The sequence below is a fragment of the Bdellovibrio bacteriovorus genome, from assembly GCF_002208115.1.
Classification (GTDB): domain Bacteria; phylum Bdellovibrionota; class Bdellovibrionia; order Bdellovibrionales; family Bdellovibrionaceae; genus Bdellovibrio; species Bdellovibrio bacteriovorus_C.
Map to the genome: position 1 here is coordinate 1,752,561 of NZ_CP020946.1, position 25,480 is coordinate 1,778,040.

The 25,480-nt window shown below is 50.8% G+C and carries 27 protein-coding genes and 1 tRNA gene; 13 read left to right on the forward strand and 15 right to left on the reverse strand.

Features of this window, described 5'->3' with window-relative positions; genetic code table 11:
* Window positions 1-226: 226 nt before the first annotated feature.
* The gene (locus B9G79_RS08370) at window positions 227-1,843 is read left to right on the forward strand and encodes a fumarate hydratase (protein ID WP_088565116.1); all 1,617 of its coding nucleotides are present in this window, start codon (window positions 227-229) and stop codon (window positions 1,841-1,843) included.
* Window positions 1,844-1,874: 31 nt separating this feature from the next.
* Here the strand turns inward: B9G79_RS08370 and B9G79_RS08375 are convergent, their stop codons facing one another.
* The 4 genes from B9G79_RS08375 to B9G79_RS08390 form a co-directional block, all read right to left on the reverse strand.
* On the reverse strand, window positions 1,875-2,912 hold the full coding sequence (locus B9G79_RS08375; RefSeq protein ID WP_088565117.1) for an AI-2E family transporter: 1,038 nt from the start codon (window positions 2,910-2,912) through the stop codon (window positions 1,875-1,877).
* A gap of 6 nt (window positions 2,913-2,918) precedes the next feature.
* The gene (locus B9G79_RS08380) at window positions 2,919-3,686 is read right to left on the reverse strand and encodes a nitroreductase family protein (RefSeq protein WP_088565118.1); all 768 of its coding nucleotides are present in this window, start codon (window positions 3,684-3,686) and stop codon (window positions 2,919-2,921) included.
* A complete protein-coding gene (locus B9G79_RS08385) occupies window positions 3,687-4,016 on the reverse strand; it encodes a hypothetical protein (RefSeq protein WP_088565119.1) in 330 nt (109 codons plus the stop codon).
* 78 nt (window positions 4,017-4,094) lie between these two features.
* The gene (locus B9G79_RS08390; RefSeq protein ID WP_088565120.1) at window positions 4,095-4,760 is read right to left on the reverse strand and encodes a PilZ domain-containing protein; all 666 of its coding nucleotides are present in this window, start codon (window positions 4,758-4,760) and stop codon (window positions 4,095-4,097) included.
* A 593-nt stretch (window positions 4,761-5,353) separates the two neighbouring features.
* On the opposite strand from B9G79_RS08390, the gene B9G79_RS08400 reads away from it, so the two are divergent.
* Window positions 5,354-8,134, forward strand: a complete 2,781-nt coding sequence (locus B9G79_RS08400) for a CHASE domain-containing protein (RefSeq protein ID WP_157678760.1) — start codon at window positions 5,354-5,356, stop codon at window positions 8,132-8,134.
* 1 nt (window position 8,135) lies between these two features.
* Window positions 8,136-8,423, forward strand: coding sequence for an Hpt domain-containing protein (locus B9G79_RS08405; RefSeq protein WP_088565123.1), 288 nt, complete (start codon window positions 8,136-8,138; stop codon window positions 8,421-8,423).
* On the opposite strand, the gene B9G79_RS08410 is transcribed toward B9G79_RS08405, so the two are convergent.
* From B9G79_RS08410 to B9G79_RS08420, 3 genes are all read right to left on the reverse strand, one after another.
* Window positions 8,418-8,669, reverse strand: coding sequence for a GlsB/YeaQ/YmgE family stress response membrane protein (locus tag B9G79_RS08410; RefSeq protein ID WP_088565124.1), 252 nt, complete (start codon window positions 8,667-8,669; stop codon window positions 8,418-8,420). The two genes, B9G79_RS08405 and B9G79_RS08410, sit on opposite strands and share 6 nt — an antisense overlap.
* 109 nt (window positions 8,670-8,778) lie before the next feature.
* Complete coding sequence (locus B9G79_RS08415) at window positions 8,779-9,042, reverse strand: CsbD family protein (RefSeq protein WP_088565125.1); 264 nt, start codon at window positions 9,040-9,042, stop codon at window positions 8,779-8,781.
* A complete protein-coding gene (locus B9G79_RS08420; RefSeq protein ID WP_088565126.1) occupies window positions 9,035-9,535 on the reverse strand; it encodes a hypothetical protein in 501 nt (166 codons plus the stop codon). The genes B9G79_RS08415 and B9G79_RS08420 overlap by 8 nt, the downstream gene beginning before the upstream one ends.
* Before the next feature lie 202 nt (window positions 9,536-9,737).
* On the opposite strand from B9G79_RS08420, the gene B9G79_RS18335 reads away from it, so the two are divergent.
* The 4 genes from B9G79_RS18335 to B9G79_RS08435 all read left to right on the forward strand — a co-directional run bounded on the left by B9G79_RS18335 (window position 9,738) and on the right by B9G79_RS08435 (window position 13,640).
* Complete coding sequence (locus tag B9G79_RS18335; protein ID WP_232469282.1) at window positions 9,738-10,148, forward strand: response regulator; 411 nt, start codon at window positions 9,738-9,740, stop codon at window positions 10,146-10,148.
* A complete protein-coding gene (locus tag B9G79_RS18340; protein ID WP_269768131.1) occupies window positions 10,145-11,125 on the forward strand; it encodes a sigma-54 interaction domain-containing protein in 981 nt (326 codons plus the stop codon). The genes B9G79_RS18335 and B9G79_RS18340 overlap by 4 nt, the downstream gene beginning before the upstream one ends.
* 124 nt (window positions 11,126-11,249) lie before the next feature.
* On the forward strand, window positions 11,250-11,780 hold the full coding sequence (locus tag B9G79_RS08430) for an OmpA family protein (protein WP_088565127.1): 531 nt from the start codon (window positions 11,250-11,252) through the stop codon (window positions 11,778-11,780).
* 60 nt (window positions 11,781-11,840) lie between these two features.
* Window positions 11,841-13,640 (forward strand): SLC13 family permease, encoded by a 1,800-nt coding sequence (locus B9G79_RS08435; RefSeq protein WP_088566824.1) that lies wholly within the window; start codon window positions 11,841-11,843, stop codon window positions 13,638-13,640.
* Here the strand turns inward: B9G79_RS08435 and lon are convergent.
* The 3 genes from lon to B9G79_RS08450 all read right to left on the reverse strand — a co-directional run bounded on the left by lon (window position 13,615) and on the right by B9G79_RS08450 (window position 17,804).
* A complete protein-coding gene (gene lon / locus B9G79_RS08440; protein WP_088565128.1) occupies window positions 13,615-15,996 on the reverse strand; it encodes an endopeptidase La in 2,382 nt (793 codons plus the stop codon). The two genes, B9G79_RS08435 and lon, sit on opposite strands and share 26 nt — an antisense overlap.
* 63 nt (window positions 15,997-16,059) lie before the next feature.
* On the reverse strand, window positions 16,060-16,467 hold the full coding sequence (locus B9G79_RS08445; RefSeq protein WP_088565129.1) for a response regulator: 408 nt from the start codon (window positions 16,465-16,467) through the stop codon (window positions 16,060-16,062).
* Window positions 16,464-17,804 (reverse strand): GAF domain-containing sensor histidine kinase, encoded by a 1,341-nt coding sequence (locus tag B9G79_RS08450; RefSeq protein WP_198298064.1) that lies wholly within the window; start codon window positions 17,802-17,804, stop codon window positions 16,464-16,466. Before B9G79_RS08450 ends, B9G79_RS08445 begins: the two co-directional genes overlap by 4 nt.
* Before the next feature lie 233 nt (window positions 17,805-18,037).
* Between B9G79_RS08450 and B9G79_RS08455 the strand changes: the two genes are divergently transcribed.
* Window positions 18,038-18,523, forward strand: coding sequence for a hypothetical protein (locus B9G79_RS08455; RefSeq protein ID WP_157678761.1), 486 nt, complete (start codon window positions 18,038-18,040; stop codon window positions 18,521-18,523).
* Here B9G79_RS08455 and B9G79_RS08460 read toward each other — a convergent pair.
* On the reverse strand, window positions 18,520-19,407 hold the full coding sequence (locus B9G79_RS08460; protein ID WP_088565132.1) for a 3'-5' exonuclease: 888 nt from the start codon (window positions 19,405-19,407) through the stop codon (window positions 18,520-18,522). The two genes, B9G79_RS08455 and B9G79_RS08460, sit on opposite strands and share 4 nt — an antisense overlap.
* 138 nt (window positions 19,408-19,545) lie before the next feature.
* Between B9G79_RS08460 and B9G79_RS08465 the strand changes: the two genes are divergently transcribed.
* The 3 genes from B9G79_RS08465 to B9G79_RS08475 are packed head-to-tail and all read left to right on the forward strand — an operon-like array spanning window position 19,546 to window position 21,161.
* Window positions 19,546-20,160, forward strand: a complete 615-nt coding sequence (locus B9G79_RS08465) for a response regulator transcription factor (protein ID WP_088565133.1) — start codon at window positions 19,546-19,548, stop codon at window positions 20,158-20,160.
* Window positions 20,133-20,627 carry a ribonuclease H family protein gene (locus tag B9G79_RS08470; protein ID WP_088565134.1) on the forward strand — a complete coding sequence of 165 codons (495 nt, stop codon included), beginning with the start codon at window positions 20,133-20,135 and terminating at the stop codon, window positions 20,625-20,627. Before B9G79_RS08465 ends, B9G79_RS08470 begins: the two co-directional genes overlap by 28 nt.
* Window positions 20,628-20,663: 36 nt before the next feature.
* Window positions 20,664-21,161, forward strand: a complete 498-nt coding sequence (locus B9G79_RS08475) for a transposase (protein WP_088565135.1) — start codon at window positions 20,664-20,666, stop codon at window positions 21,159-21,161.
* On the opposite strand, the gene B9G79_RS08480 is transcribed toward B9G79_RS08475, so the two are convergent.
* Both B9G79_RS08480 and B9G79_RS08485 read right to left on the reverse strand, forming a co-directional pair.
* The gene (locus tag B9G79_RS08480; RefSeq protein WP_088565136.1) at window positions 21,158-21,364 is read right to left on the reverse strand and encodes a SlyX family protein; all 207 of its coding nucleotides are present in this window, start codon (window positions 21,362-21,364) and stop codon (window positions 21,158-21,160) included. The genes B9G79_RS08475 and B9G79_RS08480 overlap by 4 nt on opposite strands.
* A 10-nt stretch (window positions 21,365-21,374) precedes the next feature.
* A complete protein-coding gene (locus B9G79_RS08485) occupies window positions 21,375-22,490 on the reverse strand; it encodes a calcium:proton antiporter (protein WP_088565137.1) in 1,116 nt (371 codons plus the stop codon).
* 225 nt (window positions 22,491-22,715) lie between these two features.
* Here B9G79_RS08485 and B9G79_RS08490 point away from each other — a divergent pair, with 225 nt between their 5' ends.
* The gene (locus tag B9G79_RS08490) at window positions 22,716-23,009 is read left to right on the forward strand and encodes a hypothetical protein (protein ID WP_088565138.1); all 294 of its coding nucleotides are present in this window, start codon (window positions 22,716-22,718) and stop codon (window positions 23,007-23,009) included.
* A gap of 59 nt (window positions 23,010-23,068) precedes the next feature.
* On the opposite strand, the gene B9G79_RS08495 is transcribed toward B9G79_RS08490, so the two are convergent.
* Window positions 23,069-23,145: transfer RNA gene (locus B9G79_RS08495), tRNA-Met, on the reverse strand.
* A 137-nt stretch (window positions 23,146-23,282) separates the two neighbouring features.
* On the opposite strand from B9G79_RS08495, the gene B9G79_RS08500 reads away from it, so the two are divergent.
* Window positions 23,283-24,251, forward strand: a complete 969-nt coding sequence (locus B9G79_RS08500) for a hypothetical protein (RefSeq protein WP_232469284.1) — start codon at window positions 23,283-23,285, stop codon at window positions 24,249-24,251.
* 52 nt (window positions 24,252-24,303) lie between these two features.
* Here the strand turns inward: B9G79_RS08500 and trhO are convergent, their stop codons facing one another.
* Window positions 24,304-25,356 carry an oxygen-dependent tRNA uridine(34) hydroxylase TrhO gene (trhO, locus tag B9G79_RS08505; protein ID WP_088565140.1) on the reverse strand — a complete coding sequence of 351 codons (1,053 nt, stop codon included), beginning with the start codon at window positions 25,354-25,356 and terminating at the stop codon, window positions 24,304-24,306.
* Window positions 25,357-25,480 lie beyond the last annotated feature (124 nt).

Sequence of the window (25,480 nt, forward strand, 5' to 3'; positions counted from 1 at the left end):
TGACTTTGTGCTTATAGGTCCAGGGCGATATGTTGTGTTTCAGAAGGAGACGTTACAAACGAAACCTTCTAACCTCGGTAGGTTCCTGACCACTCTCCAGCGAAGAGAGACCCGGTCCCAAGAAAACCGCCGCAATCGCGGCTCACAAAGTCCCACCCAAATAGCCCACCTAACACAGCCTACCGAGGGTTGCGCGCGAACACGACGCAATGCTACTTTCAATCCCATGTCATTTAAATATTTCCCCCTCTACGAAAAACAAAAAGATACTACCCAATATAAAAAGATCTCTTCTGATCACGTGCGTGTGGAAAAGATCGGCGAGCGCGAGGTTCTGATCGTGGAACCGGAAGCTCTGGAATTGCTCGCTCAAGAGGCCTTGAGCGATGTGTCGCATCTCTTGCGTCCCAAACATCTGGAAAAGCTCGAAAAAATTCTGCAGGACCCTGAGGCTTCCCCAAATGATCGCTTCGTGGCGGTGGATTTGTTGCGTAATGCGGTGATCGCGGCACAGATGGAGTTCCCGTCCTGTCAGGATACCGGAACAGCGATTGTTGTTGGAAAAAAAGGCGAGCGCGTGTTTACCGGTGCTGATGACAAGGAGTTCCTGTCCAAGGGTATTTACAACACCTATCAAAAAAGAAACCTGCGCTTCTCTCAGATGGCGCCGATTTCTTTCTTTGAGGAAAAAAACACCGGCAGCAATCTGCCGGCACAGATCGACATTTATTCCGAGCAGGGTGATGAATACAACTTCCTGTTCCTGGCAAAAGGTGGCGGCAGTGCGAACAAATCCTATTTGTATCAAAAAACCAAGGCGGTTCTGAATCCTGAGGGTTTTGAAAAGTTCGTGCGCGAAACGCTGAACTCTTTGGGCACAGCCGCATGTCCTCCTTATCATCTGGCGTTCTGCGTGGGCGGAACTTCTGCCGAAGAAACGCTGAAGATCGTAAAATACGCCTCTGCGGGTTATCTGGATGGTCTGCCAACCACGGGCAGCGAAGGCGGCCGTGCCTACCGTGATCTGGAAATGGAAAAACAAGTTGAGCAGTGGGCTCGCGAAACCGGAATCGGCGCTCAGTTCGGTGGCAAATACTTCGTGCACGACGTGCGCGTGATCCGTCTGCCTCGCCATGGTGCAAGCTGCCCGATTGGTGTGGGGGTCAGTTGTTCTGCGGATCGCAACATCAAAGGCAAGATCACCCGTGACGGCATCTTCCTTGAGCAGTTGGAGCTTCACCCGGAACAATACCTGCCCAATCACCTGCAGGACGCGGGCGCTGAAGCAATTGAAATTGATCTGAACAAGCCAATGGCGGAAACGTTGAAGGTTCTGTCGCAGCAGAAAGTGGCAACCCGCGTGATGCTAAACGGTCCGATGATCGTGGCGCGTGATATTGCCCATGCGAAACTGAAAGAAAAAGTCGATCGCGGTGAAGGCGTGCCTCAGTATTTCAAGGACTATGCGGTTTATTACGCAGGTCCGGCGAAAACACCAAAAGGCTATGCTTCGGGCTCCTTCGGTCCGACCACCAGTGAGCGCATGGATCCCTATGTTGGCACGTTCCAGGCTTTGGGTGGTTCCATGATCATGCTGGGTAAAGGAAACCGCAGCCCGCAGGTCACGGAAGCGTGCAAGCAGTACGGGGGCTTCTATCTGGGATCTATCGGTGGTCCGGCGGCCCGTCTGGGCAAAGAGTGCATCACGAAAGTGGAAGTGCTTGATTTCCCGGAGCTGGGCATGGAGTCCGTGTGGAAGATCGAAGTCAAAGACTTCCCGGCCTTTATCATCGTTGATGACAAAGGAAACGATTTCTTCAAGTCCGTTATCAGAAAGTTGTAAAAGTAAAAAGCCTCCCAGCGGGAGGCTTTTTTTATGTCTCTTTCAGCAGGATCGGCGAAATGCCGACAAAGAGATTCATGATCACCGGTCCAATCAGCAAGCCCGGCAGCCCCATCATGATGATGGCTCCAACCACACACGTAAATCCAATTACCGGAGAGATGTCCTGATCACCGCCCACGATGAAGGGCTTCAGAATATTATCGATACTGCCGGCGATGGTTGCCACGATGAAAAGCCCCACCGCGGCGCCGGTGCGGTCCCCGATAAAGGCCAGCACGCAAAGTAAATATCCCACGGGCGCGGCGCCGATCACAGGAATGAAGGACACAAAGAAGGTCACAGTCAGAACCAGCCAGAAATCACCCTCACCAAAAATCAGACTGCCGGCACCAATAAGGCTTGCCTGAATCAGACCAATCACCAGAGTTGAAAACAAAGTGACCCAGCAGCTTTTTTTGGTGATCACAATCAGCTTTTCGGTTGTTTCAGCTTTCAACGGGCTGTAGCGCAAAGTGAAGGCTTTGATGCCCGGCGCTTTGATCAGCATGACCGTCATGGCAATCAGGAACACAAAGATCATAAGCAGAATCGCCGGAAGCTGGCCCAGGAACTGGGTGGAATATTCCAGGGCGCCGCTGCCGATTTTGTGCAGAACATTTTCCATGACCTCGCGGGCAGGGCCTGCCAGATCCGTTCCGGTGAAATCAGAAAGCTTCTGCAGCAGATTCAAGGCATAGTTTTTCAGATTGTGGGCCTGGGACAGAATCTTGTCGGTTTCAATGTCCTTGGGCTGGCTGGCATAGACGACAATGCGGTAGATGGCCAAAGACAGCGGGATCAGGAACAGGCCCATTCCCAAAAGCATAAAGATCAGTGACCAGGATTTACGCCCCAGACGCCCTTTGGCGCTGAGTTTTTCTATCCAGTCATTCAGCCCCAGCGCAAAGACGCCCGCCAGGGTCAATGGCATCAGAAATGGAACATTGATGAAAAGAAATGCCGCCAGAAGAAGTATCAATAAAATCCAGTGCACAGCTTGAGGTTTGTCTTTAAAAGAATTCAGCATAACGTCCTACACTTTCTTGATAAATAAATCCTGGCTGCCGCGAATACGTTCAGCATAGATGCCTTTTTCTGATCTTTTTCCCGCACTGATGATCATGGTGACGGCGGCTCCGGACGGCAGGGCCAGCAGCTTTTTCACGCGAACTTCGTCAAAGCCCTCCATCGGGCAACTGTCGTATCCGGCAGCGCGGAAAGCCAGCATCAGGTTTTCACAGGCCAGGGCCGTGGTCTTCGTGGCCCACAGTAAATTGCCGCTGCGACCAAAGGGGCCGCGCGGGATCACTCTGAACATTCCCAGGAAAAACACGGCAAGACTTTTAAATGGCGCCAGAATATTCAGCGGACCGTTGCCGTACACGAAAGGCACCAGCTTGTTGTAATAGGCATGAACACTTTTCGGAGTATCCTGACGATTGGAAAAATAGATCTGGTTGATCTTCTGACCGCGCTGCCACTGATCAGGACGGGCAACGCAGGCAATCAGCGTCGGGGCAGTGCGTGCGGCAGGCTGATTCAGGCAGAACTCTTTCAGACGCTGAAGTTTATCGGGGCTTTTTACCCAGTAAAACTCCCACGGCTGCAGATTGGATGAATTGGGTGCCAGCAGACCCAGACGCAGGCATTCTTCAACAACAGAATCCGGAATCGGTTCATTGGTATAGTGGCGGACAGAACGGCGGCTTTCGACGACTTTCGTGAATTCACCAAAGTCACAATCGACCGCCGGCTCTGAATACATCACGTCAGGGGCTTTGCTGAAAATATTGTCGGACATTTAGTTTTGAACCTCGCACTGCATGCGCGCATCACTGCGACAATTGACCCAGGTGCCATCATGTCGGGGTGGCAGATAATTCGGACTGCAGAAGGTGTTGGTGAAAGTGGTGTAAGTCAGTGAGCGCCCGCGATGAGTCATCTCGCAAGTCCAGCGGGCGTCGCGTTCGGCTTCATCTTCAGAACGCTGTTTGATGTTGTTAAAACAGAAACTGCCGCTGTTGGCATTGCAGTAAGAGTACTCGGATCCGCGACCGGTAACCTGGATGGTTTTGGCAAAAACAGACTGTGATATAAGAATTGCAAATACTGCAATGATCAATGTTTTCATAAAGGCCTCCGCCTCTCAATCAACGCACAGTTTAGAGGGGGAGGCAACAGGCACTGTTATCAAGGCATAGCGTCAGTGTCAGGCTTGGGTAAGAAACTGAACGCCCAGCTCCTGAGCCTGCTCAGTCTCGTTCCAGCGCGACCAGCGGACTTGTCCTTCGACGCTGACATATTCACCTTCCTTGTTCTGGTAGGTGAGGTTGACAAAGTCTTTCTTCGTATAGAATGGAGCCTTAATCTTAAGGCAAGAGCCGTTAAGTGAAATGTTCTCAAAGGCACCTCCCATGATGGGTTGAAAGCCGCGGTTTTCCATTCCCGCCGGCAGCATGGAAGGGCTGACCATGGCCCGGCTTTCCTGCATTTCCCGCTTGTCCTGGCGAAGCTCCAGCGGGCGGCCACTCAGGTATGCCTGAATGTCTTTCAGCAGGTTGGCTTCTTCCGTTTTCCATAGCACCACGAAATCATTGCGGGACTTCAGGCGGATTTTCATCGAACTTGAAAGTTCATTGACCACGAAGAAAGTCTTCACATTGCGTGTGGTTTTTTGCAGATAGCTGTAAAGATCAAAGTGCCGGATCTCCAGAAAAGGCAAAAAGACGATGATGATTTTTTCGACGTCGTTATTTTGCAAAAGCGGGCGCAATGAATAGGGATTGTCGATCAGTGTGCAATCGAAATTTTTTTCATTTTTCAGTTGTGCAGGAATGCGGTTTGTTCCGGTGATAAAGATTTGTGTGTTCATCATTCTTAGGTTCCCCCTTGTTCAGATTCCCTAAAGCAAGCATGAAGCCAACGCCAACCAGCGCAGAAGGGCTCTTCAGAAAAAGTGCGTGAACAGGTGTCTAGAATTTACTGACAGTGTTAAGTTCCTTCCTCTCAAAATGAGACTCCGACGGGAGGAGGGGTGAGAGGGCCTCTTGCTCAGGCCCCCTCACTGGAGGGAAGGGTATTTGAATGGATACAGCGTAAATGCCGCCTCCTATATAATAGGAGTGAAGATCGCCAGACTGATCTTTCTCACCATAGAGACCACCCTGGGAGAAGTGCATGGGCTCTGTGGTATGAAAGCGCAAGTGAAGCTGTTGATCAGGGCTATTTGCCGTTACATCGTTCATGCTAACTCAGTAATGCAAGCGATGGGCCCCGTGTGAAAACGCATATATTTCATCTGGCAGAATTTGGATGATTTTACGGGGCAAAATGACCCAGGCGACTGGAGAAAGACCCCCATGCATTTCTACAATAATATTAGTCTCTTTTTCTTGCGGTGAGAGCTTTCTTCACCTAAGAATGAATTAAGACTGAATAAATCATAAATCCTGGGAGAGAAGGGTTTTTGTGAAAAGACTAAAGCGGTTGTTCGTTCTGTCACATGAATGGAATGTCTTTCTTGTTCTGTTGATTATCATCTCTGTCAGCGTCCTGAGCTGGTGGATGGTCAAAGTGCATCTTGAAAAAGAATGGAATGCACGTCTGGATTCAGAAATAGGAAGTGTTCAGGCGGTTATCAACCGCGAGTTCTTCGGCTATGGCCAGTCGTTGATGGACACGCGTGCGTTCTTCCAGTTGGCGGGCATTCCCACAGCCAAGGAATATCAGGACTATGTGGACTCCTCCCAGGTGCTTCGACGTTTCCCGGGACTTCAGGGGATCGGGTTTGCGCAGAAAGTTGAAAAAGACGGTGTCGCGAATCTTGAGCGTGCCATGCGGGATCAGGGATTTGTTGATTTTAAATTCTGGCCTGAAGGGGAGCGCCCTCTTTATACCTCCATCACTCTGATTCAGCCCCAGGACTGGCGTAATAAAAAAGCCATGGGCTTTGATATGTATTCCGATCTGACCCGCCAGTCGGCCATGGACAAGGCTCTGTTGGGGAATTTGATGGCTGTATCTGATCCCGTGGTGCTGGTGCAGGATGATCAGGAGGAATTTCAAAAGGGCTTCCTGATTTATTTGCCCGTGACCAAGACCATCGATGTGTCCGGCGAGGTGGAGCCCAAAAATATGCTGCTGGGTTTCGTCTATTCCGTAGTGCGTATCAATCGTTTCTTTAACGGGGCGTTTGGCGTGCCGCAGTTCTACGATGAAAAGGTCAACTATAAGATCACCATCTATGATCAGAAGATGGGTCGCACCATTCCCATCTATGAACGCTTTCCCTCGAAATCGGAAGCCAAGGTCCTGTCTGACATTTCAGTCAGCCGGGAAATCAAGGTCTTTGATAAAACCTGGACAATCCATTTTGAGCCCTTGCCGCATTTCTTTAACTGGTATGAGCGCTATGTGCCGATTCTTTTTGCATTCGTGACGCTGGTGATGTTGTCGGTGATCTTCCTGGCTCTGTGGTCAACGCAGCAGTTCCTGAAGTTCAGTGAGCGTCACAAGGCCTCGTTGTCCCAGCTTTCCAAAAACAAGTCCGAGGATATTGCCATGTTCAGAAAGCTGAACACCGTCAAGGCCGACCTTTCCTCGGCGATCGAGGGAAGCTCGTTGTTTGAAAAGTTCTGCAAGCACATGGAGTCTGTTTTTGGCATTGAAGACTGTGTCGTCTTTGTTCGCGAGCAAAAAGGTCCTTACGAAAAGCGTTTTCAGAAAAAGCTGAATGTATTCCCTGATGTTTTGGACATCCCAAACGAATTTGACGAGCATTTGGGCGAGGAGGTTCTGGCAACTCAGGGGCACGCGGAGGCGGCACAGAAAGCCCTGGCGCTCGTGGCGCCGGAAGTGCGAAAAGTCCTGGATCAGTCATCTTATTACATGAGTCGAACAGTCATGCACGAATCCGGCAAAGAGACTTCGGTGCTGATGATCCTGAAGGGCCCGAAAAATCTGCTGGACTCCGAGATGAAATCCTATGCTGTACAGCGGGTGGTCGGACAGTTCACGATGTCCTATGATAAGGCCATTTTGCTTCGTCGCGCAGAGGATGCAAACTTTATGAAGAGCTCCTTCCTGGCCAATATGAGTCACGAGATCCGCACTCCGCTGGGGGTGATTGTCGGCTATTCCGAAATTCTGGCTGATGATGAGCTTGAATCCGAGGATAAGGAGCAGATTGTTAAAAGCATCAAGCGCAACGGCAAAGAGCTGGCGCGGCTGATCGATGATATTCTGGATATTTCAAAAGTGGAGGCCGGCAAGCTGCACTTTGAAATGGCTCAGGTGAATCTGGAAAACCTGATTCAGGAAATCAAATCCATCATGGAAGTGCGCGCTTCTGATAAGAAAATCCAGTTCAGCACGGCGAAGCTCAGCAATGTGCCGTCGCTGGTTGTGACTGATGATGTGCGCCTGAAGCAGATTTTGGTCAATGTGGTCGGTAATGCCATCAAGTTCACCGAAAAAGGCGGTGTGAAGCTGCTGTATAAAACCTATAGCAATGATAACGGCGAGCAGTTCCTGGAATTTCAGGTTCAGGACAGCGGTGTTGGTATCAGTGAAAAGGGCCGGGAGATGCTGTTTAAGCCGTTCTCTCAGGCGGATGTTTCCACGACTCGCAAGTATGGCGGGACCGGGTTGGGGCTGGCCCTTTCCAAGCGTCTGGCAGAGCTTTTGGGCGGGGATTTGTTCCTGCAGGAATCCTCTGTCGGCAAGGGCTCGACCTTCTGTCTGCGCATTCCTTTGAAGGATCTGGAAAAGAAATCTTTCAACGTCCGACCGGAAAAGAATGTGGTGAAAGTGGAAAGCGCGCTGGATGACGGTCCAAAGCGTGAAATCGACTGGGGGGCGCTGGATCTGAAGAATCTGCTGGCCGGATCGCGCATTCTGCTGGTTGAGGATTCAGAGGACAATCAGGAGATCTTTGAACACTTCCTGCGCAGTGCCGGCGCGGACGTGATGATTGCTGACGACGGTGAAAAAGCCGTGGATCAGGCTTTCCGCTACAATCCGGATCTGATCCTCATGGACATTCAGATTCCTAAATTTGACGGCCGCGAGGCGACCAAGCGCATTCGCCAGAAGGGCTTCACCCGCAGTGTGATCGCCCTGACGGCCCATGCCCTTCATGAAGAGCTGCAAAGCTGCCTTGAAGCCGGTTGCAACGGTCAGATCACCAAGCCTGTGTCCGGTGAACTGCTGGTGCAGGAAGTTTATTTCTATCTGAATCACAAGGTGTAAGATGACGGCGATGAGTGTGCCGGTGGAATCAAAAGTGAAGTATCTGCGCCGTCGCGCTGCCGAGCTTGAGTCCCTGCTGGCGATGGGGGAAGGTGTCGAGTTGTTTGAGCTTGGAAAGAAAGTGGGTCATCAGGTCAAGGGCAATGCCGCCACGTTCGAGTTTGCTGAATTGGCGGAGTCGGGAAAAAAGCTGGAGTCGGCGGCTCTTTCAGAAAATGCCAAAGCTGTGCTGGAAGCGGCCCGGGAGCTGATGCAGCAGGTGACCGCTCTTTTGCAGCAGTATTCATGAGTGACTGGTTTTCCCCACCAGCAGTCGATACACAAATAAAATCAGCATGGCGCCCAGGACCGACGCAATAAAGCCCGCAGGTTCATAGGGCGCATAATATCCTGCACCCGTGCCAATAAAGTGGGCCACAAAAGATCCGGCAATTCCCAGGGCGCAAGTGATGATCCAGCCTCCGGGGTCCCGTCCGGGCATTAGTAGTTTGGCCAGGGCTCCGACCAGCAGTCCCAGTATGATGGCGACAATCATGATGTGCTCCTTTCAGTGTGAAGTGTTGATGGAAGGCCACCCCTTCGGAGAATGCTTGAAGGGGTGGCTGCTTATCCGTCATCCGTCGTGGTCAGATGACGAACAAATTTTAAATACTATTGTGGGGGACGGCGCGAAGGAGGAGTCGGCTTGTCCAGACTTTCTCTTGCGCTGTTCGCGTACTTTTAAAAACGCTGGAGACTTTTTCTGAAGCCTCTTCTTTTGCCATGCCGTACTTCTGCTGCAGAATGCCTGCGATGGCTGTGGCATCACCCTTGGTTTTTTCCCACTCGTCATCGGTGATATTGCCCCAGGCTTTGTGCAGGTCGCCTTTGATCTCTTTCCATTTTCCCTGAATGACATCCTTATTCATGGTGTTCTCCTTTGTTGAGGGTTGTTGGGTTGTATGTGATCAGCACCAAGGCTTTGGAGGCTTTGGCGGTGTTTAATTCTGAATCCGCTGGGTGAAGGTTTGCGTTACGCTCATCGATCACCGTCATCTGCTGAAGATCTTTTTTCAGCAAAGCTTTAACTGCCGCGGCTCGTTCATCAGCAAGTTTAGAATCTCCCTGGGGGACATTCTGCCCTGACGAGGGATAGTCCCGATCGGCCCAGGCAAGAATCCGGATCTCGTGAATGTGGCCATGGCGTTCGGCCAGTTCGGTAAGCTGATGAATCTTGTTCTGCTCTTCTTTGCTAAGTTCCTTGGTGCCGGGTTGAAAATTCACAACGGTATAGTGAGCGGTGCCGGGTAAAGCATCCGCTGATGTCAGTGACGGTTGGGTATTCGTGGGGCTTGTCGAGCAGCCAATACTCAGGAAGAGGGAGCTGGTGATGGTGATTATAAGGCCCGCAGAGCGTAACATAATGTCTCCTTGTGGTGTATTTTCATGGGGCCAGAAGCCCGTTGCTATAATGTGGTTGCAACTGGGGTGCCTTGCTTTAAAAATGCTCAGAACAAAATAAAGAGATATAGAATTCTTATTTTTGGCCAAGGGTGGCAAAAAGCCACAAAAATGTTGCGGATATATGCCCCATTGGTTTAATTCTGTAAAAGAAGGGGGCTTAATGGACTCTCAAAAGAAAATTCTGCTAATTGAAGATGATTTGGATTTAGCCGAGCTGGCGACAGCCTATTTCCGCCAAAAAGGCATTCAGGTTCTGCATATGGAAGATCCGCTGGAGGCTTTGAAATCCATCACCTCCAAAAAACTTGTGCCCGATGCCATCATCACAGATTTGAACCTGCCAATGATGTCCGGCTTGGATTTTATCAAAGCCGCACGCAATGAAGGGGTGGCGCTTCCGATTATTCTGATCACTGTTTCCAATGATGTTGAAACTGCGGTGGAAGCCATCAATGCCGGCGCTTATGATTTTGTGGTGAAACCTCTGCATTTCCCCCAGTTATTAATTTCAGCGCAGCGGGCTTTTAAGACGAAAACCTGCGTCAGACGCTTGATTTCAGCAAAGGTGTGAATCCAGAGGGCATCATCGGAAAGAGTGATGCGATTCGCAAGGTGGTCGACTTGGCCCGCCGGGTGGCCAAAAGCGCTTCCACCGTTTCCATCACTGGTGAAAGCGGGACCGGTAAAGAGGTCTTTGCCAAAGCCATTCACAACTGGAGTCCGCGCGCTAAAAAACCTTTTGTCGCGATCAACTGCTCTGCCATTCCGGAAAATCTTCTGGAGTCAGAATTGTTCGGTCACGCCAAGGGTTCCTTCACCGGCGCCGTGGAAAAGAAAGTCGGTCTTTTTGAGGAAGCTGACGGCGGCACGCTGTTCCTGGATGAAATCGGGGATTTGAATTTGTCCCTGCAGGCAAAGCTTTTGCGGGTGTTGCAGGAGCGTGAAATCAAACGGGTGGGTGAAAATCAGTCCCGTCCGGTGGATGTGCGTGTGATCGTGGCCACTCACAAAGATCTGCGTCAGGAAGTGGCGGAGAAGCGCTTCCGCGAGGATTTATATTTCCGTCTGAATGTGATTCCGGTGAAACTTCCCCCGTTGCGCGATCGTCGCGAGGACATTCTTCCTCTGGCAGAGCACTTTCTTAAAAAGTACAACGCCATCAATGGCACCCAGGTTCAGGGCTTTAAAAAGTCGGCGAAGGAATTTTTGCTGACACAAAGCTGGCGGGGAAATGTGCGTGAACTTGAAAATGCCATTGAAAGAGCCGTGGTTCTTTCGTCAGGGACCGAGATTGACGTGGCCGCGTTCACTTTGTTTGATGAACCGGCATTGCAGGATGCATTCCTTGGCGGTGAAGACAAAAAGAATGCATTCGTATTCCATTTCGGTGACGAGGTAGAACCATTGCATGAACTGGAAAAGAAGTACGTCCAGTTTGTCTATGAACGAAAAAACCGCGCAAAAGAGCTGACCGCGAAAGCTTTGGGCATTGATCGCAAAACCCTGTATCGCAAGTTGCAGGAGATTGATCCTCAGACGTCCATCTAGGGAGAAAATCCCAGGTAAATCGGGGTGATTTGCCTCGTCTTGGGGCTTAGGGCGATTTAATGCGTTTTAAGCCCTGGTGGTTCCCTTGCATTACCTTCCTTGTGAGATAACAAGGAGGGTTTTCATGATTTCAATGATCCGTTTGGTGCTGGCTTTGGGTTTTGTCGGCGCTATCACATACGCTCAACCCGATGTGGAACTGGCCACTGCTCGCATGGTGGGGGCGTCCCAGGTGGCCCCTGTCTTTTTTGATCCGGGAAAAAACAGCCTTAGTAACGAAGAGAAAAAAGAACTGCGCACGTTCTTCACGTCATTGCGTGAATCCGAAAAGATCAAATCGGTGCGCGTTCTAAGCTGGGGGGATCGCGAGTATCCGGCGAAGGACGAAAAGGTGTCCAGCAAGCAAATATCCCTGGCGCAGGACCGCGCCGAAGCCATTAAAAAATTTCTGAAGCAGGATTTGAAAATCGACTCTGTGGATACGCACAATATGAGCGAGCGTCCCTCCAAATTGAGCGAGCTTTTCAAAACTGATGACTACGAAGTGAAATCTTCGGCTGAAGCCACGGGAGCTGCGCCTGCGCAGAATAAAACCGGCGTCTTTGAAGAAATGGCCCGATCCACCACCGCATTGGTGCTGGTGGTCCTGCAGTAAAGGAGAGAGCTTTCCCAGTTGAAATTTGGATTTCACTGGTGTGCAGCTCATAATCGCAAGATGGACTATAATCAGATCCTATTCTTAATAATCCTGGCATTGGCGTTGTATTTTTTTGTCAGCGAAAAGCTGGGTGTGGATATGACAGCGCTGTTGATCATTCTGTCTTTGGCCGTCACGGGTGTTCTGGATCCCAAAGAAGCCTTTGCCGGATTTTCCAGTGAACCCGCGCTGATTGTGGTGGCGGTATTTGTGCTGTCTGCGGGGCTCTCTGCGACGGGTCTGACTGATGCCATCGGAAATGCCGTGGGGCGGGTGGCTGGAAAAAATCAGTGGACTGCGAATATCGTGATTATGACGACGGTGGCGGCTCTTTCGGCTTTCACACATCATTTGATGGTGACCGCAATGATGCTTCCGATCGTCATGCGGCTTTGTCGTGAACAAAATCTTCCTTCTTCGCGATTGTTGATTCCCATGGCTACGGCAGCTTCGCTGGGGACCACTCTGACGTTGATTGGGGCGCCGGCCTTTCTGCTTGCCAACAGCGTTTTAAAGCGCTCTGGAGAACCTGCCCTGCGCCTGTTCTCTGTGACCCCTTTGGGAGCTGTGCTTGTCGGCGTCAGCTTTGTGCTGATCCTGCTTTTGTTGTGGGTTTTGCCGAAAACCTCGGGCCGTGATCAACAGGATGAAAAGTTCCGCATCGATGAGCTTTTCACCGAACTTGTTGTGACTCCGGGGTCGCGCTGGGCGGGAATGGAGTTGTCCCAGTTTCAGAAAGAAACGGCCAAACGCTTTGAAATCGTCGGCTTAAAAAGAAACGGCACCAGAATTTCCACTTTGGAGGCCCGGGTGCAGCTTGAGGTTCATGATGTTCTGCTGGTCAAAACCTCGCCGGATGAATTGTTGTCCGTGGACGAAAAAATGGGCCTGGCCTTAAGAACTGTAAGAAAATACGGCGAAGAAATCGCGGCTGCCGCTGAGGACGGGCACAGCAAGGCTGCTGAACCGATGATCGTGCAGGCGTTGATCGCGCCGCAGTCATCGTTGGTCGGTAAAAGCATCGGCGAAATTGATTTTGTCCGTACCATGGGGGTGATCGTCATCGGTCTGTGGCGGCGGGGAGGCTGGATGTACCATGAGCTTTCTCAGGTGCGACTGCGCGAAGGGGATCTGATCATTTTGTGGGGTCATGAACCTCAGCTTGATGAGCTGAACGCCAAGTACAGCCATCTGCTGATGTTGTTCCCGATGAATGTGCGACCCAAAAAACGGGTGAAAGCCAAAACCGCGGCTTTAATCATGGGGGCCTCTGTGCTGGTGGCGGCCACCGAAACTCTGCCGCCGCATATTGCATTTATGATCGGGGCTGTGGCCATGGTGCTGAGTAAATGCATTTCTGTGCGTCAGGCCTATGATTCTATTGAAGTGAAAATATTTGTGATGATTGCCGGGGTGATTCCGTTGGGGATTGCCATGGAAAAAACGGGACTGGCGACCCTGTTTGCGGAAAATCTGGCTCGGGTGATCGCACACTGGGAGCCCTGGGCCATCATGATGACCTTCTTCGTGGCGGCCGGGTTGTTAACTCAGATATTATCGGATGCGGCGACCACTGTTTTGATTGCCCCGATTGCGATTGCCTTTGCAAAAACCGCCGGTGTTTCTCCAACAGCGGCGGTGGTGTGTGTGACCGTCGGAGCCGTTGCGTCTTTCCTGACTCCGATTGGTCATCATGGGAATTTACTGATACTGGGGCCGGGGAACTACCGATTTGTTGATTTCCTGAAAATCGGTTTTCCTCTGACGGCCCTGATCGCGGTAGTGACTTCTTTTATGTCCCTGCATCTGTGGGGCTAAGCGGGGATGGCGGAGGAAGCTGCACCTGATCCCACTTCGGCACATCCAGGCCCAAAGTGATCTTCAGAACTTCATTCACATCCTCGACAAAGTGGAAGCGCAGGTCTTTGCGAATATCTTCCGGGATCTCTTTCAGATCCTTTTCGTTTCTTTTGCAAAGAAGAATTTCCTGCACTCCCGCCCGGTGAGCGGCAATAACCTTTTCCTTGATCCCGCCAACCGGCATCACACTGCCTCGCAAAGAGATCTCACCTGTCATGGCAATCTTCGGATCCACGGGCTTATTCAGCAGCATGGACGCCATGGAGGTCAGCATCGTGATTCCGGCGGAAGGCCCGTCTTTCGGGATGGCTCCGGCAGGGACGTGCACGTGGATGTCTTTCTTTGCAAAGTCCAGCAATGGATCCAAAAGGGGCAGACGTGACTTCAGCAGGGTCAGGGCGATCTTCGCGGACTCCTGCATGACTTCACCCAGTTGGCCGGTCAGCAGCAGATTCCCTTTGCCGGGCATCTGCGCAGATTCGATAAACAGAATGTCACCACCCACCGGCGTCCAGGCAAGGCCTGTCACCACGCCCGGAGGCAGCAGACTGCCAATCATGTCGGCCGAGAATCTTTCAGCCCCGAAGATTTCTTCAAGGTCTTTTTCCTCCACGCGCAGTGGCAGGCCTTCGGCTTTGATGATCTTAAGGCTCATGTGTTTGCAGATGCTGGCGATTTTTCTTTGTAAATCGCGCACACCGGCTTCCCGGGTGTAATGGGTCAGAAGTTTCGTCAGGGCCTGATCGGTGATCTGCAACTGATTGTCTTCCAATCCGTGCTCTTTTAGTTGCTTCGGCCACAGATGGTTGCGCGCAATCTGGCGCTTCTCATCGATGGTGTAGCCACTCAGGTCAATCACCTCCATACGGTCCAGCAGCGGTAAGGGAATGCCTTCCAATGAGTTTGCTGTGGCGATAAAGAACACCTTCGACAAATCGAAAGGTGTGTCCAGATAGTGATCCTGGAAGGTGTTGTTCTGTTCGGGGTCCAGCACTTCCAGCATCGCGCTGGCGGGGTCACCGCCAAAGCCACGGGTCAGCTTGTCGATCTCATCCAGGATAAAGACCGGATCGTTTTCGCCGGCTTTCTTGATTCCCGCAATGATTCGACCGGGCAGGGCGCCAATGTAGGTGCGGCGATGCCCGCGGATTTCCGCATCATCTCGCACGCCACCCAGGGCCACGCGCACATATTTTTTACCCAATGCGCGCGCAATGCTTTTACCCAGGGATGTTTTCCCCACGCCCGGAGGCCCGATAAACATCAGGATGGAGCCCTGCTGCGACTTGCGAAGTTTCATCACGGCAAGATGCTGCAGGATTCTTTTTTTGATTTTATCCAGACCATAGTGATCCTCGTTCAGCACGCGCTCGGCGGCCTCAAGGTCGATGTCCTGCTGGGCGGATGACTGGTTCCACGGAAGACTTGTCATCAGCTCCAGATGGGTGCGGATCATTTGGTATTCGGGCGAGGCCGAGTTGGACGTTTCCAGCCGGCGCAACTGGTTCTTGGCAAGTTCCAGGGCTTCCGGTGGCATACCGGCTTTGTCGATCTTGTCTTTGAATTTGGTGAAAAGATCTTCGCCTTCGTTGTCGCCCAGCTCTTCGCGGATCACACGCATTTGTTCACGCAGAATGCTTTCTTTCTGATTCTGCTGGAAGCTTTCCTGCAATTTGTCGCGGATGCCGCGCTGAATTTTCAGGCGCTCTTTCAGCTCCTGCAGACGATCCAATAGCTTCAGGGCGCGGTCTTTCAGAACCGGGATTTCCAGGATTTCCTGTTTGTCAGATATATTGATGTCTGCGTATGCGGCACACATGTTTACGAGTGTTTGCAGATCTTCGATTTCAGCAATCATCTCACGGATCTGCCTTGTATTTCCCGGCAGAAGGTCCAAGAGGTCATCGCTGAGCTGGCGCAAAGAGGAAAGCAGGGCTTCTTCCGTCTTTTTATCAAGACGTCCGGTGTCCTCAAGGGCTTCAGTTTGCGCTTCGATGTGTCCTTCTGAATCACGGCTGTGAATCAGGCGAATGCGCTGGTGCGCTTTGACGAAAATATTGTAGCTTCCGTCTTCTTCCATGCGGAATGATTCGACTTTTGCCAGTGTTCCCACTTGATAAAGGTCTTCGATTTTATCCACGGATGCATTGGGATTTTTTTGCGTCAGCAAAATCACCCAGTGATTGTCGCGCAGGGCTTTTTGTAAAGCCGATATACTTTTTTCACGTCCGATTCGTAAAGGCATACTGATGTCAGGAAACAGTACGGAATTCTTCAGAGGAATGACTGGGACGTAACCAGAGACGTATGACACGTGTTACCTCGTTTCTCCCCATTATTGGGGGCTTTCTTAAAGATGAGCACGATCCGCCAGCCGTCAAGCCAGGGTCACCCCATAATCTTTTTCCATGCGGGATATGAGTTCTTTATAGTTTACAGGTTTCGTAAAATAGCCCTGCGCACCAAGATTCAGGGATTTTCGAATACTTAGTTCGTCGTCATAGGCACTCATCATATAGACATCAATATCGGGGAAGCGCTGCTTAACTTTTTTAAGCAATTCAAAACCCGAGACGTTGGGCATGTTGATGTCCGTGAATAAAACTTCGGAGCCCGGACTTCTTTGAGAGTTTTCCAGATATCTTAAGCAGGACCGGGCGTCTTCAAAGAAATGAAATTGAATATTGCCTTTTTCAATGGGCTTTCTGAACTTCAGTTCGCACAAGGCACCGACACTGCTTTCGTCGTCGACCACGACAACATTTAAAGGTGCTGCAACATTCATAGGCTGACCTCCGCTGTGCGGGGGGCACTGGGAAGTTCGATGGTGATCTGGGTGAATTCATTTTCTTTGCTAAGAATCTGGAATGATCCGCGGTTTTTTTCAACATTCTGCTTGGCAATCCAAAGCCCCAGTCCGGTGCCTTCTCCGGGAGGTTTGGTCGTGTAAAATTCATCGCAGACATTAGGCAGGTGATTTTGAGGAATGCCGATACCATTGTCGCGAACAGTAAGACGACACAGGGTTTTGCCCGGAGTCAGTTCCACCTGCAGTTCCGGAACAAAGGAAGTGCGGTTTCGTTGGAATTTTTCATTCAGGGCGTACAGGGCGTTGTCGATGATATTGATAAACACACGCTCCATTGCAGGGGCATCCACCAGTCGCGCCTGCACACGGGGGGTGATATTGATCTTTTGCACCAGGGCTGTTTTCAGGTCGATATCCGAGATAGACCGCAGGAACATATCCAGCGCTCTTTCAACCAAGGCGGAAAAATCAATCCATTCCGGTTCCTGACTGGTATCCTGGCGGGCTTGTTTCAGCATGTTGGTGATGATTTCGCTGGCGCGCACGCTGTGTTGTTGGATCATTTCCGCCGCGCGCAGATGCGATTCCTTGTCCAGGTCGTCATCCAGGAGCAGCTCTGAGGCGTTAATGATGATGTTTAACGGATTTTTCAGTTCGTGGGCGATGCCGAAAGTGATGCGCCCGATGGTTGCGAGCTTTTCCTGGGAGATCAACTGCTTTTGTGTGGCTTGCAGCGAGGCAAAGGCTTTTTGCAGTTCATTGGTGCGTTCATCCACCAGTCTTTCCAGGCTTTCATTGATTCTTTTCAATGAATCCTCAGCCGCCAGTCGGCGGTATTCAGTGCCAATGCGGGCTGCGAAAAATTCCACGATGGCAGTGGGTAATTCAGTACTTGCAAAAGGTTTGTCATCCATAATGACCAGGAGGCCGATCAAACGCCCGTCGGTGTGCAGGAACGGTGCGCCCAGATAGGACTGAACATTCATATCCTTGAGCATCTGGTCTTTGGGGAATTCCTGCTGCACGTTCATCGAATAGCAGGCCACACGGGTTCCGCAAAGAACCTGAGTGCAGGGTGTGTCCTCAAGACTATAGACGACATTGTCGGTGAATCCTTGATTTGCCCACAGAAAATCGGTCTGGATGGACTTGCGTTCGGGTTCGATGGCGTGACCGACCATCACATACTTCACGTCCAGGGTGGTGGCCAGGCGATGCACGAGCTCGCGAATGTATTCTTTTCCAGAAAGCAACTGGTCGATATTGTAGATGTCCTTGATGACCTCCAAAGATTGCCGTGTGTTGCTTTCCATAGCTGGCCTCCAGCCAGTCCATTTTATCACTCCCATGAAAGAAAGATCGCTTTGGTCTGTGGGCCTGTTAAAAGTCATCCTGTTTTCCGGATTTCCGGACAGTTAATCCTGGATTTCAGATGCGCAAAAGAGCTTCGGCCGCGCCCTTTTGGCTTCTGATTGCATCTGGCAAGGCACATCCCTTGCTGATGGGGTTGAACATCGGAAATGAGTTTTTTCCAGAAAGGTCAGTTATGAAAAAGTTAGTATTTTTGGTTATTGGATTGTTGGTGGCGGCGGGTGGGGCCGGTGCCCAAACTGCAAAGCCCTCTTTGGCTGAGCGAGCGCAGAAGCTGTCAGCTCATTTAAAGGCCGTGCAAGGTCAGTTGATCTATGCAGACCATGAGGAGGTTCGTGACAGTCTGGACCGCTTGGAATTGGTGTTGAGCCGTTATCAGAATTCAGAGGTGCGATCTGCCTTGGCTTGTATTTCTGATGGCAATGCGGATCTGTTTGAGCGCTTTAAACCTACGAATTTGGATACGGGTACTGTCTTTGGTGGAGGGACGTCGAAGAAAAACTGTGAGACTTTGATTGAGCAGGCAACAGAAAACTTTATGTGTGTTTCTGACGGCAACGCAGACCTTTTTGAAAAATTCGTCCTGCACGACATAAAACGTGCGCGCAGTATCGGAGGAGGCACCACGCTAAAGAACTGTCTGGCCGCAATTCCCCGTTAATTTTTAAACCCGTCCACCAGCGCAATATCCCTAGTCATGCCACCGAAGGGGCCGCAATACACGGTCTCTTCAAGCCATTTGGTTTCATCCGGGACTTCGTCTTTGAAAATGATTTTGGACCAAAAACGATTGATGCTGTCCCAGTTGTAACCGCGACCCTTTAGATGGTCTTTTGATTCAAACGGCGCGGAAGTCGCAATCACATGAGTCATCGGACGGCGGGCATTGTTGATCAATTCAAAAAGATAAGGTTTCTGGGTTTCTGCATCCGGCAGGCTTAGCAGATAAAGCAAAGCATCCACGTCGTTGATCGCACGGTGGGAATCCGTGAAGAAGCCGTGATAGATATTCAACAGCTCCAGTTTCGGACTGGTAAAGCCCTTGTCGGACCATTCCACTTGTTTGAAGGAACATGCCCACACGCGCTCGGCAGAGGTTTTGGATCTGCGATCGATGAAGGGACGGTCAAACTTCGCGTTGTGCGCGATAATCAATTGGCATTCATTTAAAAGCGCATCCACAGCAGTCCAGTCAATGTGCTTTCCGGCGACCATTTCGTCAGTGATCCCGGTCAAAGCCTGGATTTCTGCACTGATAGGCTTCCCCGGATCCTGGAAGCTGGAGTAAGACTTCGTAACGGCCAGGACTTCCCCGGTGTTTTTATTGAACAGGAACTGGCGAATGCCGATTTCGATGATGGTGTCCTCGGCCTGGTTCAGGCCAGTGGTCTCGACGTCCAAAATGGCGGCAACGCGAACGATATCGGCGTTATCCCGAACCCAGGTCGTGGTCGCATAAGGGGGCGTGTTTAGTTTGCAGTCCTCAAGGTGTTTGAGGGTGACTGACTTACCGTCTGCTGATTTGCCGATCCAACGAAATGCCAAGGGACAACTCCTTAAAAATCGGCCCATTTTAGAGGGAGCCCCGTCCACTTGTCACGGAGGGCCTGAGGCGAAGCGATGCGGCGAAAGTCTGAAGTCGCCCGAATTGACTTTTTTAAGCCGGGCGTAAAGACTTTTAGTATGAGTTTGGAAAAAGTATTGATTATTGATGACCATCCGATTGTCCGCGCCGGTTTGAAAACCGAAGTAGAGCGTCTTTCTGACACCTTCACGGTTGTCGGAGAGGCTGAAGAAGCCGTCCGCGCTCTGCAGATGATTCAAACTGAAAATCCCTCAGTGATTTTACTGGATCACCATTTGCGTGGCTCCAGTGGTTTTGAGGTTTTGGAATTCATCCGCAAATTCAATGCTTCTATTCGTGTGATTGTGTTTACGCAATCTCTTGAATCCGCTATTTTGAAAACCTACTGGAACTCCCCGGTGGTGGCGATTGTCAGCAAGGGGTCCTATATCGAGGATGTTCCAAAGGCATTGCTGGCATTGAAAAACGGGGACCGCTTCCTTTCTGAAAATATCCGTCAGGCCATTGATAAAGCCGGCGTCGAAGTTCTGACCAAGCGAGAGATCGAAGTGGCAAGAATGGTTGCTACAGGCCGTTCGAATAAAGAGATCGCTGAAGCTTTGGGTTGTTCTGATCAGACTATCAAAACTCACAAGACAAACATCATGACCAAGCTGGGTGTGAATACCTCTGTGGAAGTTGCCATGTGGGTGACGAAGCAGGGTCTATCTTAAAAACTTTAAAAGCATTCAATCAAATACTGCGCAGGCTCTTTCTGCCGCGCTTTGAAGTTTACACTGACGGCAGTGTTAAGCATGGGCGAGGTTCCTGGGCCTATGTGATCGTTCGCCGTAACCGTGTGCTTCGCGAAGCCAGCGGGGCGTGTTTAAGGCCCACCAACAATCAAATGGAATTTCAGGCGGCTATCGAAGCCCTGTCGTCTTTGCCGGTAAAGTCCCGCATCGATCTTTATACTGACTCTCGTGTATTGATTGAAACCCTGAAAAAGGTCCCGGAGTGGAAAACGCTGGGCTGGATGAAGTCGCGAGGTCAGGCGATTCCGCAGGTCAGTCAGTTAAAGGAACTGGATCGGTTGCTGGCGGTGCGGGAAGTTCAATGGAAATGGGTCAAAGCGCACTCGGGAATTAAGCACAACGAACGATGTGATCTGCTTTGCATACAGGCGCGGTCTGGGTCCTGAGTTGACTTGAGGCCGGGTCGAGGTCATCATAAATTCATGCTTAAATCCAAAATCATCCTGGTGTTGTCTTTGTGTACTTTGTTTGCGGCTTGTTCTCCGATGAGTTCGATGACGGCAAGCAAGCGTGATGCGGAATTTTATGGTCGCTTCGTAAACCCTGCAGATCAAATGGCGAGCGCTCCGGAAAAGCTGGATCAGGTCAAGCTTCTTGAAACAGGTTCTGAGTACCCAATGCGTATGGCTTTGTTCACCAATGGAAAATTCTACTATCAGGTGGACAAGCTGGGGGACGGACAGGGACTGTGGGATGTGACGGACGGAGTTTTGCGTCTTAGAGCGATCCGCCCGTTGTTTGATATGCACTTGTTTGTATCCGGGGCTCAGGCTGACGGGGATGAAACCGTGATTCGTTTCATCGATCGCCACGGATTTAATTCAATCAAGATCCAGTTGCGCGATCCAGAGCTGATGAAGCAGCAGGGGGTTGTTCCTCCGGCGCTGCCGCTTTATCAGGCTTCTGAAAAAGATATCTAGTAGTGAGGCGGCTTTTCATTGCCGCGAATCTCATCACCCTCTGTTCCCAGAACTTCCTTCAGACGGCTGGTCAGACCCTGCAGAAGGGTCTCCAGTTTGTCGATGGTCTTTTGTTGTTCGTAAAGCACGTGGTGCAGTTCTTCCAGTTTTTGTTCCTGGTGAGTCAGTTTGATTTCAAGGTCCACGAATCTTTCTTCGCTCATAAAAAACCTCTTAAGGGATAAAGGACATCACAAAGTAAGTTAATAGAATCACGCCGTGCACGGCGCCCTGAAGCAGGGTCGCTTTGCCTGTTCCCAGAGTGATTGTGCCGGCCATGAACGTCATGATCAGAAACACCATGTTTTTCGGGTCAAGACCCAGCATCAGTGTCTGGTTTGTGTAAAGGCAGAAAGCGATCACCGTCGGAATCGTCAGCGCAATACTGGCGATGCCGGAACCCAGCGCCAGATTCAAGCTTGTTTGCAGGCGGTTGGCGCGAGCGGCGTTGATGGCGGCCCAGGTCTCAGGCAAAAGCACGATGGCTGCAATCAGCAGACCCACCATCGATTTCGGAGCCCCGACATAATCCACGCCCTGTTCGATCAAAGGTGAAATCATTTTTGCCAGGCCAATCACCGCGATCAGGCTGACTGACAGGGAAATAAAACTCAGCCACGCGTCGGTCGTGGTGATTTCATGGGTGGAGTCGATGGGTGAAATGTCACTTTTGGTATCCACAGCTTCGAAGTATGTTTTGTGTGTGGTCGTTTGGAAAAGAATGAACAGAAGGTATAGGACCACACAGATGATACCGATGAAGATCATTTGGGGCGGGTTGTAAGTGCCTGCCGCTGTTGTGGTGGTGAAGTTTGGAAGCACGAACACCAAAAGTGCCAGGGTCATCAAAACGACCATCAGACTTTTAGAGCCTTGAACCTGGAACTCCTGCTCTTTGTACTTCATACCGCCCAGGATCAGGCACAGGGCCACCATCCCGTTGGTGATGATCATCACCGCAGCAAACACGGTGTCACGGGCCAAGACGGCAGAATCAGCGCTAACGGTGGATTGATTCATCAATGACACAATCAAACCAACTTCGATAATGGTCACGCAAAGGGCAAGGACCAGGGTGCCCAGGCCTTCGCCGATCTTGTGCGCGATCACTTCGGCGTGGTGGACCGAGGACATGACAGCAACGCCCAGGAAAACGGCGGCTGTGATCGAAACCCATAGATTGTCCGTGGCGAAGATACTGGAAAGCAGGAATACAACAAAACTTAAAGAAGAGACCAAGTGCTGGGGTTCCAGTCCTTTACGGATGAATTGGGCTGCGCTCATGATCATAGATGTCCTCCTGTTAAGTGTTGAATAAAAGCCTTAGAACGGGAGAGTCCTTGTGCGCAAGTATAAATCCAAAATAATCCAAGAAATTAACTATTTGAGAACGATAATGCCCGATATGTGGGCAGATATTTCCGGGCCTGATAAATAGTGAGAGATTTCCTAAAAAATCACAACGGCATTGACCTAAATCATGAAATCCCCGAAATCATTTACTGAGGAGTTCTTATGAAGCAGTTGTTCTTGGTTTTGGTGGTGGTATTTGGGTTTGCGGGAAACGCACTGGCGTTCGATTGCAGCGATAGAGTTCTGCGCTTTCCGATGAGCGAAATCACGCGCAAGGTGCAAGTAAATCCAGAGGCTGCGGACACGCTGGAAGGTATTCATCTGTATTGGATCGCTTGGGAAAGTTATCCCGAAGCTATCGAAGTGACTCAAGCGGCATTGGCCTGCCTGGAAAGTCAGGGTGTCATGGAGCAATTCCGTATTGCGAATCGAGTGCTGTGGAGACGTGCTCGCTAGAGCTTAAAGTAAAGGCCTAGAAATGGAAAAGGCCCGATGGTTTACCATCGAGCCTTTATTGGTTGCGGGGGCAGGATTTGAACCTACGGCCTTCGGGTTATGAGCCCGACGAGCTACCAGACTGCTCCACCCCGCGACAAGGAAACATAGGTATAGGTGCAAAGCGCCGAGGGGTCAACCCCTCATTATTAATAATTGTAATATAGCACCACGTATCATTGTCAGTGCTCGCATTTCATGGTTCAGTTCGACTGTGTTGCAGGAGACGTGAATATGAATGCGAAAAACTTGCTAAAAATTCTGGGAATCAGCTTTGTTATCTCCGCAGTAGGTCTGCTGGGTTTCTTGTTCTGGGGTCTTTCCAAACTTCCCTCAGCTTCTGATCTGAAAAAAGCGCTGACTCCACCTGCTTTACAAAAATCTGCTCATGCAAACAGCACTGAATCTGCGAAACCGTTAGCTGCAAGCAATTCTGAGGCATCTGTCGCGGCGGCCGATTCATCACCTGCGCCGACGCCTCCTCCAGCCCTGAGTGCGCGTGAAAAGCTGGCGCAGGACACAGTGGATGTGTTGCTGAAGGATTTTGCTGATCCTCGCAAACCACTTGTGGATGGGTGCCGCAATCTTGAAAAAGCAGCACAGAGCGGGCTTTTGCGTGATCCGCAAAATGCCTCGGCGAAATACTTCTTTAGCAGCTTGTCGGATGGGAATCATGATCCGATGGTTGAAACCGCAGCGCCGATCCTGCGCTTTATTTTCCGTGCACCAGGTATGGAGCAAGTCGTGGAACAGATCATGAGTGCGGATGCACAGAACGATCAGGGGCTGCTGAAAAAAGCCGAGTTTTACTATGAGATCTATCGCGCGGGCGATTACCTGCAGAAGCACACTTCGGAAATGGATCAGATTCTGCAAAAAAGCTATAACATGCACTATCTGGCGCGCGCGGTGGCGGCAAAGCCGGAACTGGCCAAGGACTCTGCGACTTTGGATTTCTGCGATCAGATGGAAAAGAATATCAATGCGGGCGGTGAATTCGATGCTGATGAAGCGGCATCAGAGATGTCGAAGTTTTTGGATAGCGCCGGGCTTGATGCCAAAGCGATTGGTTATGATCCAGCTTATCGTTCCAAAGTGAAAGTGCAATTCAACAGCACCCGTGTGGGGGTGAATGATTCCTGGGTTGTCAGTTTGTTTGCCCGGGATATTGAGAGGGCTCAGAAAGCCCCCTCAGGAAAATAGATAGCTACTCCAGCTTTCGCGACTGCCGTCGCTACAGCACTGTGGCTGGCGCCTACTCAGCAGTTTCTTTGGTGGAGCGGGTTTCTGCTTCGCCGTTTTTATTCAAGGAAATGTACTTTGTGCGAGTCACGCGAATCTGCGGCAACGCAGACGGGTCCTTGCCTTCAGCCTTCATTTTTTCGATTTCAAATGGCACCAGTTGTTTTTGACCTTTGCGGGCCGGATGTTTTTCCAACTGGTAAGCACAGTTCTTGGAACAAGTGTCTTTTGCGTAGTCCACTTTGATGCAGTCTTCGCAGATCAATTCATGGGCGTCACAGCGCTTGCATTCAATTTTGATCGTGGAAGGCTGACCGCAGTGCGGGCACAGGCCGAATTTGGTGGTCGGCTGCAGGTTCTGATCCACGGCCACGCGGTGGTCAAAGACGAAGCACTCACCCTCGAACTGATCGTTCGGATATTCTTTCATGTAATTCAGAATACCGCCATCCAGTTGGAAGACGTTGTTATAGCCCTTGTCCTGAAGCTCCAGAATGCCTTTTTCACAGCGAATGCCGCCGGTGCAGAAGATCAGCATCTTTTTGTCTTTCGGAATGCCTTGAGATTCAATGTACTGCGGGAACTCCGTGAACTTTTCAATGTTCGGGTTCAGCGCGCCCTTGAAGGTGCCGATTTTGTATTCGTACCAGTTGCGCGTGTCGATCATCACATAGTCAGTTTCTTCTTTCATGACCTTGTTCCACTCGGTCGGGGACAGGTGATGATTGACGCCTTCCGGAGGCATCACGCCAGGAATGCCCGTGGTCACGATTTCATTGCGGACTTTGACTTTGAATCGACGGAACGGAGACTTCGTGGATTCAGAATCTTTGAAGAACTGATCCGGAGAATTAAAGTACTCGCGGATAAAGGTTTTCCAGGCCTCGAAGGATTCTTTAGTGGAAGCTGCGCAGGTTGAGTTGTAACCCTCATCGCCCAGGATCACGAGTCCTTTGACGTTAAGTTCTTCCGCTTTGTCTTCCAGAGCTTTTTGGATGGCTGGCAGATCCGCCAGTTTGGTAAAACGATAATAAGCCGTAACATAATAGTTCAGCGATTCAGACATTGTGTCACCTTCGTGTCCTGCCGGCGCGCGAGCGTCCGGGTAGCTTGGCTCCAAACCAAGGGGAGTTCAAAGTAGTCGGACGGTTATAAGGGCTTTTGCATTTTAGCGCAAGGGGGCCTCGTCA

What these genes read in the sequence shown, in the direction of transcription:
- B9G79_RS08370 (WP_088565116.1), top strand. Translation starts at nt 227, where the DNA reads ATGTCATTTAAATATTTCCCCCTCTACGAAAAACAAAAAGATACTACC.
- B9G79_RS08375 (WP_088565117.1), bottom strand. Translation starts at nt 2,912, where the DNA reads ATGCTGAATTCTTTTAAAGACAAACCTCAAGCTGTGCACTGGATTTTA.
- B9G79_RS08380 (WP_088565118.1), bottom strand. Translation starts at nt 3,686, where the DNA reads ATGTCCGACAATATTTTCAGCAAAGCCCCTGACGTGATGTATTCAGAG.
- B9G79_RS08385 (WP_088565119.1), bottom strand. Translation starts at nt 4,016, where the DNA reads ATGAAAACATTGATCATTGCAGTATTTGCAATTCTTATATCACAGTCT.
- B9G79_RS08390 (WP_088565120.1), bottom strand. Translation starts at nt 4,760, where the DNA reads ATGATGAACACACAAATCTTTATCACCGGAACAAACCGCATTCCTGCA.
- B9G79_RS08405 (WP_088565123.1), top strand. Translation starts at nt 8,136, where the DNA reads ATGACGGCGATGAGTGTGCCGGTGGAATCAAAAGTGAAGTATCTGCGC.
- B9G79_RS08410 (WP_088565124.1), bottom strand. Translation starts at nt 8,669, where the DNA reads ATGATTGTCGCCATCATACTGGGACTGCTGGTCGGAGCCCTGGCCAAA.
- B9G79_RS08415 (WP_088565125.1), bottom strand. Translation starts at nt 9,042, where the DNA reads ATGAATAAGGATGTCATTCAGGGAAAATGGAAAGAGATCAAAGGCGAC.
- B9G79_RS08420 (WP_088565126.1), bottom strand. Translation starts at nt 9,535, where the DNA reads ATGTTACGCTCTGCGGGCCTTATAATCACCATCACCAGCTCCCTCTTC.
- B9G79_RS18335 (WP_232469282.1), top strand. Translation starts at nt 9,738, where the DNA reads ATGGACTCTCAAAAGAAAATTCTGCTAATTGAAGATGATTTGGATTTA.
- B9G79_RS08430 (WP_088565127.1), top strand. Translation starts at nt 11,250, where the DNA reads ATGATTTCAATGATCCGTTTGGTGCTGGCTTTGGGTTTTGTCGGCGCT.
- B9G79_RS08435 (WP_088566824.1), top strand. Translation starts at nt 11,841, where the DNA reads ATGGACTATAATCAGATCCTATTCTTAATAATCCTGGCATTGGCGTTG.
- B9G79_RS08445 (WP_088565129.1), bottom strand. Translation starts at nt 16,467, where the DNA reads ATGAATGTTGCAGCACCTTTAAATGTTGTCGTGGTCGACGACGAAAGC.
- B9G79_RS08450 (WP_198298064.1), bottom strand. Translation starts at nt 17,804, where the DNA reads ATGGAAAGCAACACACGGCAATCTTTGGAGGTCATCAAGGACATCTAC.
- B9G79_RS08455 (WP_157678761.1), top strand. Translation starts at nt 18,038, where the DNA reads ATGAAAAAGTTAGTATTTTTGGTTATTGGATTGTTGGTGGCGGCGGGT.
- B9G79_RS08465 (WP_088565133.1), top strand. Translation starts at nt 19,546, where the DNA reads ATGAGTTTGGAAAAAGTATTGATTATTGATGACCATCCGATTGTCCGC.
- B9G79_RS08475 (WP_088565135.1), top strand. Translation starts at nt 20,664, where the DNA reads ATGCTTAAATCCAAAATCATCCTGGTGTTGTCTTTGTGTACTTTGTTT.
- B9G79_RS08480 (WP_088565136.1), bottom strand. Translation starts at nt 21,364, where the DNA reads ATGAGCGAAGAAAGATTCGTGGACCTTGAAATCAAACTGACTCACCAG.
- B9G79_RS08485 (WP_088565137.1), bottom strand. Translation starts at nt 22,490, where the DNA reads ATGATCATGAGCGCAGCCCAATTCATCCGTAAAGGACTGGAACCCCAG.
- B9G79_RS08490 (WP_088565138.1), top strand. Translation starts at nt 22,716, where the DNA reads ATGAAGCAGTTGTTCTTGGTTTTGGTGGTGGTATTTGGGTTTGCGGGA.
- B9G79_RS08500 (WP_232469284.1), top strand. Translation starts at nt 23,283, where the DNA reads ATGAATGCGAAAAACTTGCTAAAAATTCTGGGAATCAGCTTTGTTATC.
- trhO (WP_088565140.1), bottom strand. Translation starts at nt 25,356, where the DNA reads ATGTCTGAATCGCTGAACTATTATGTTACGGCTTATTATCGTTTTACC.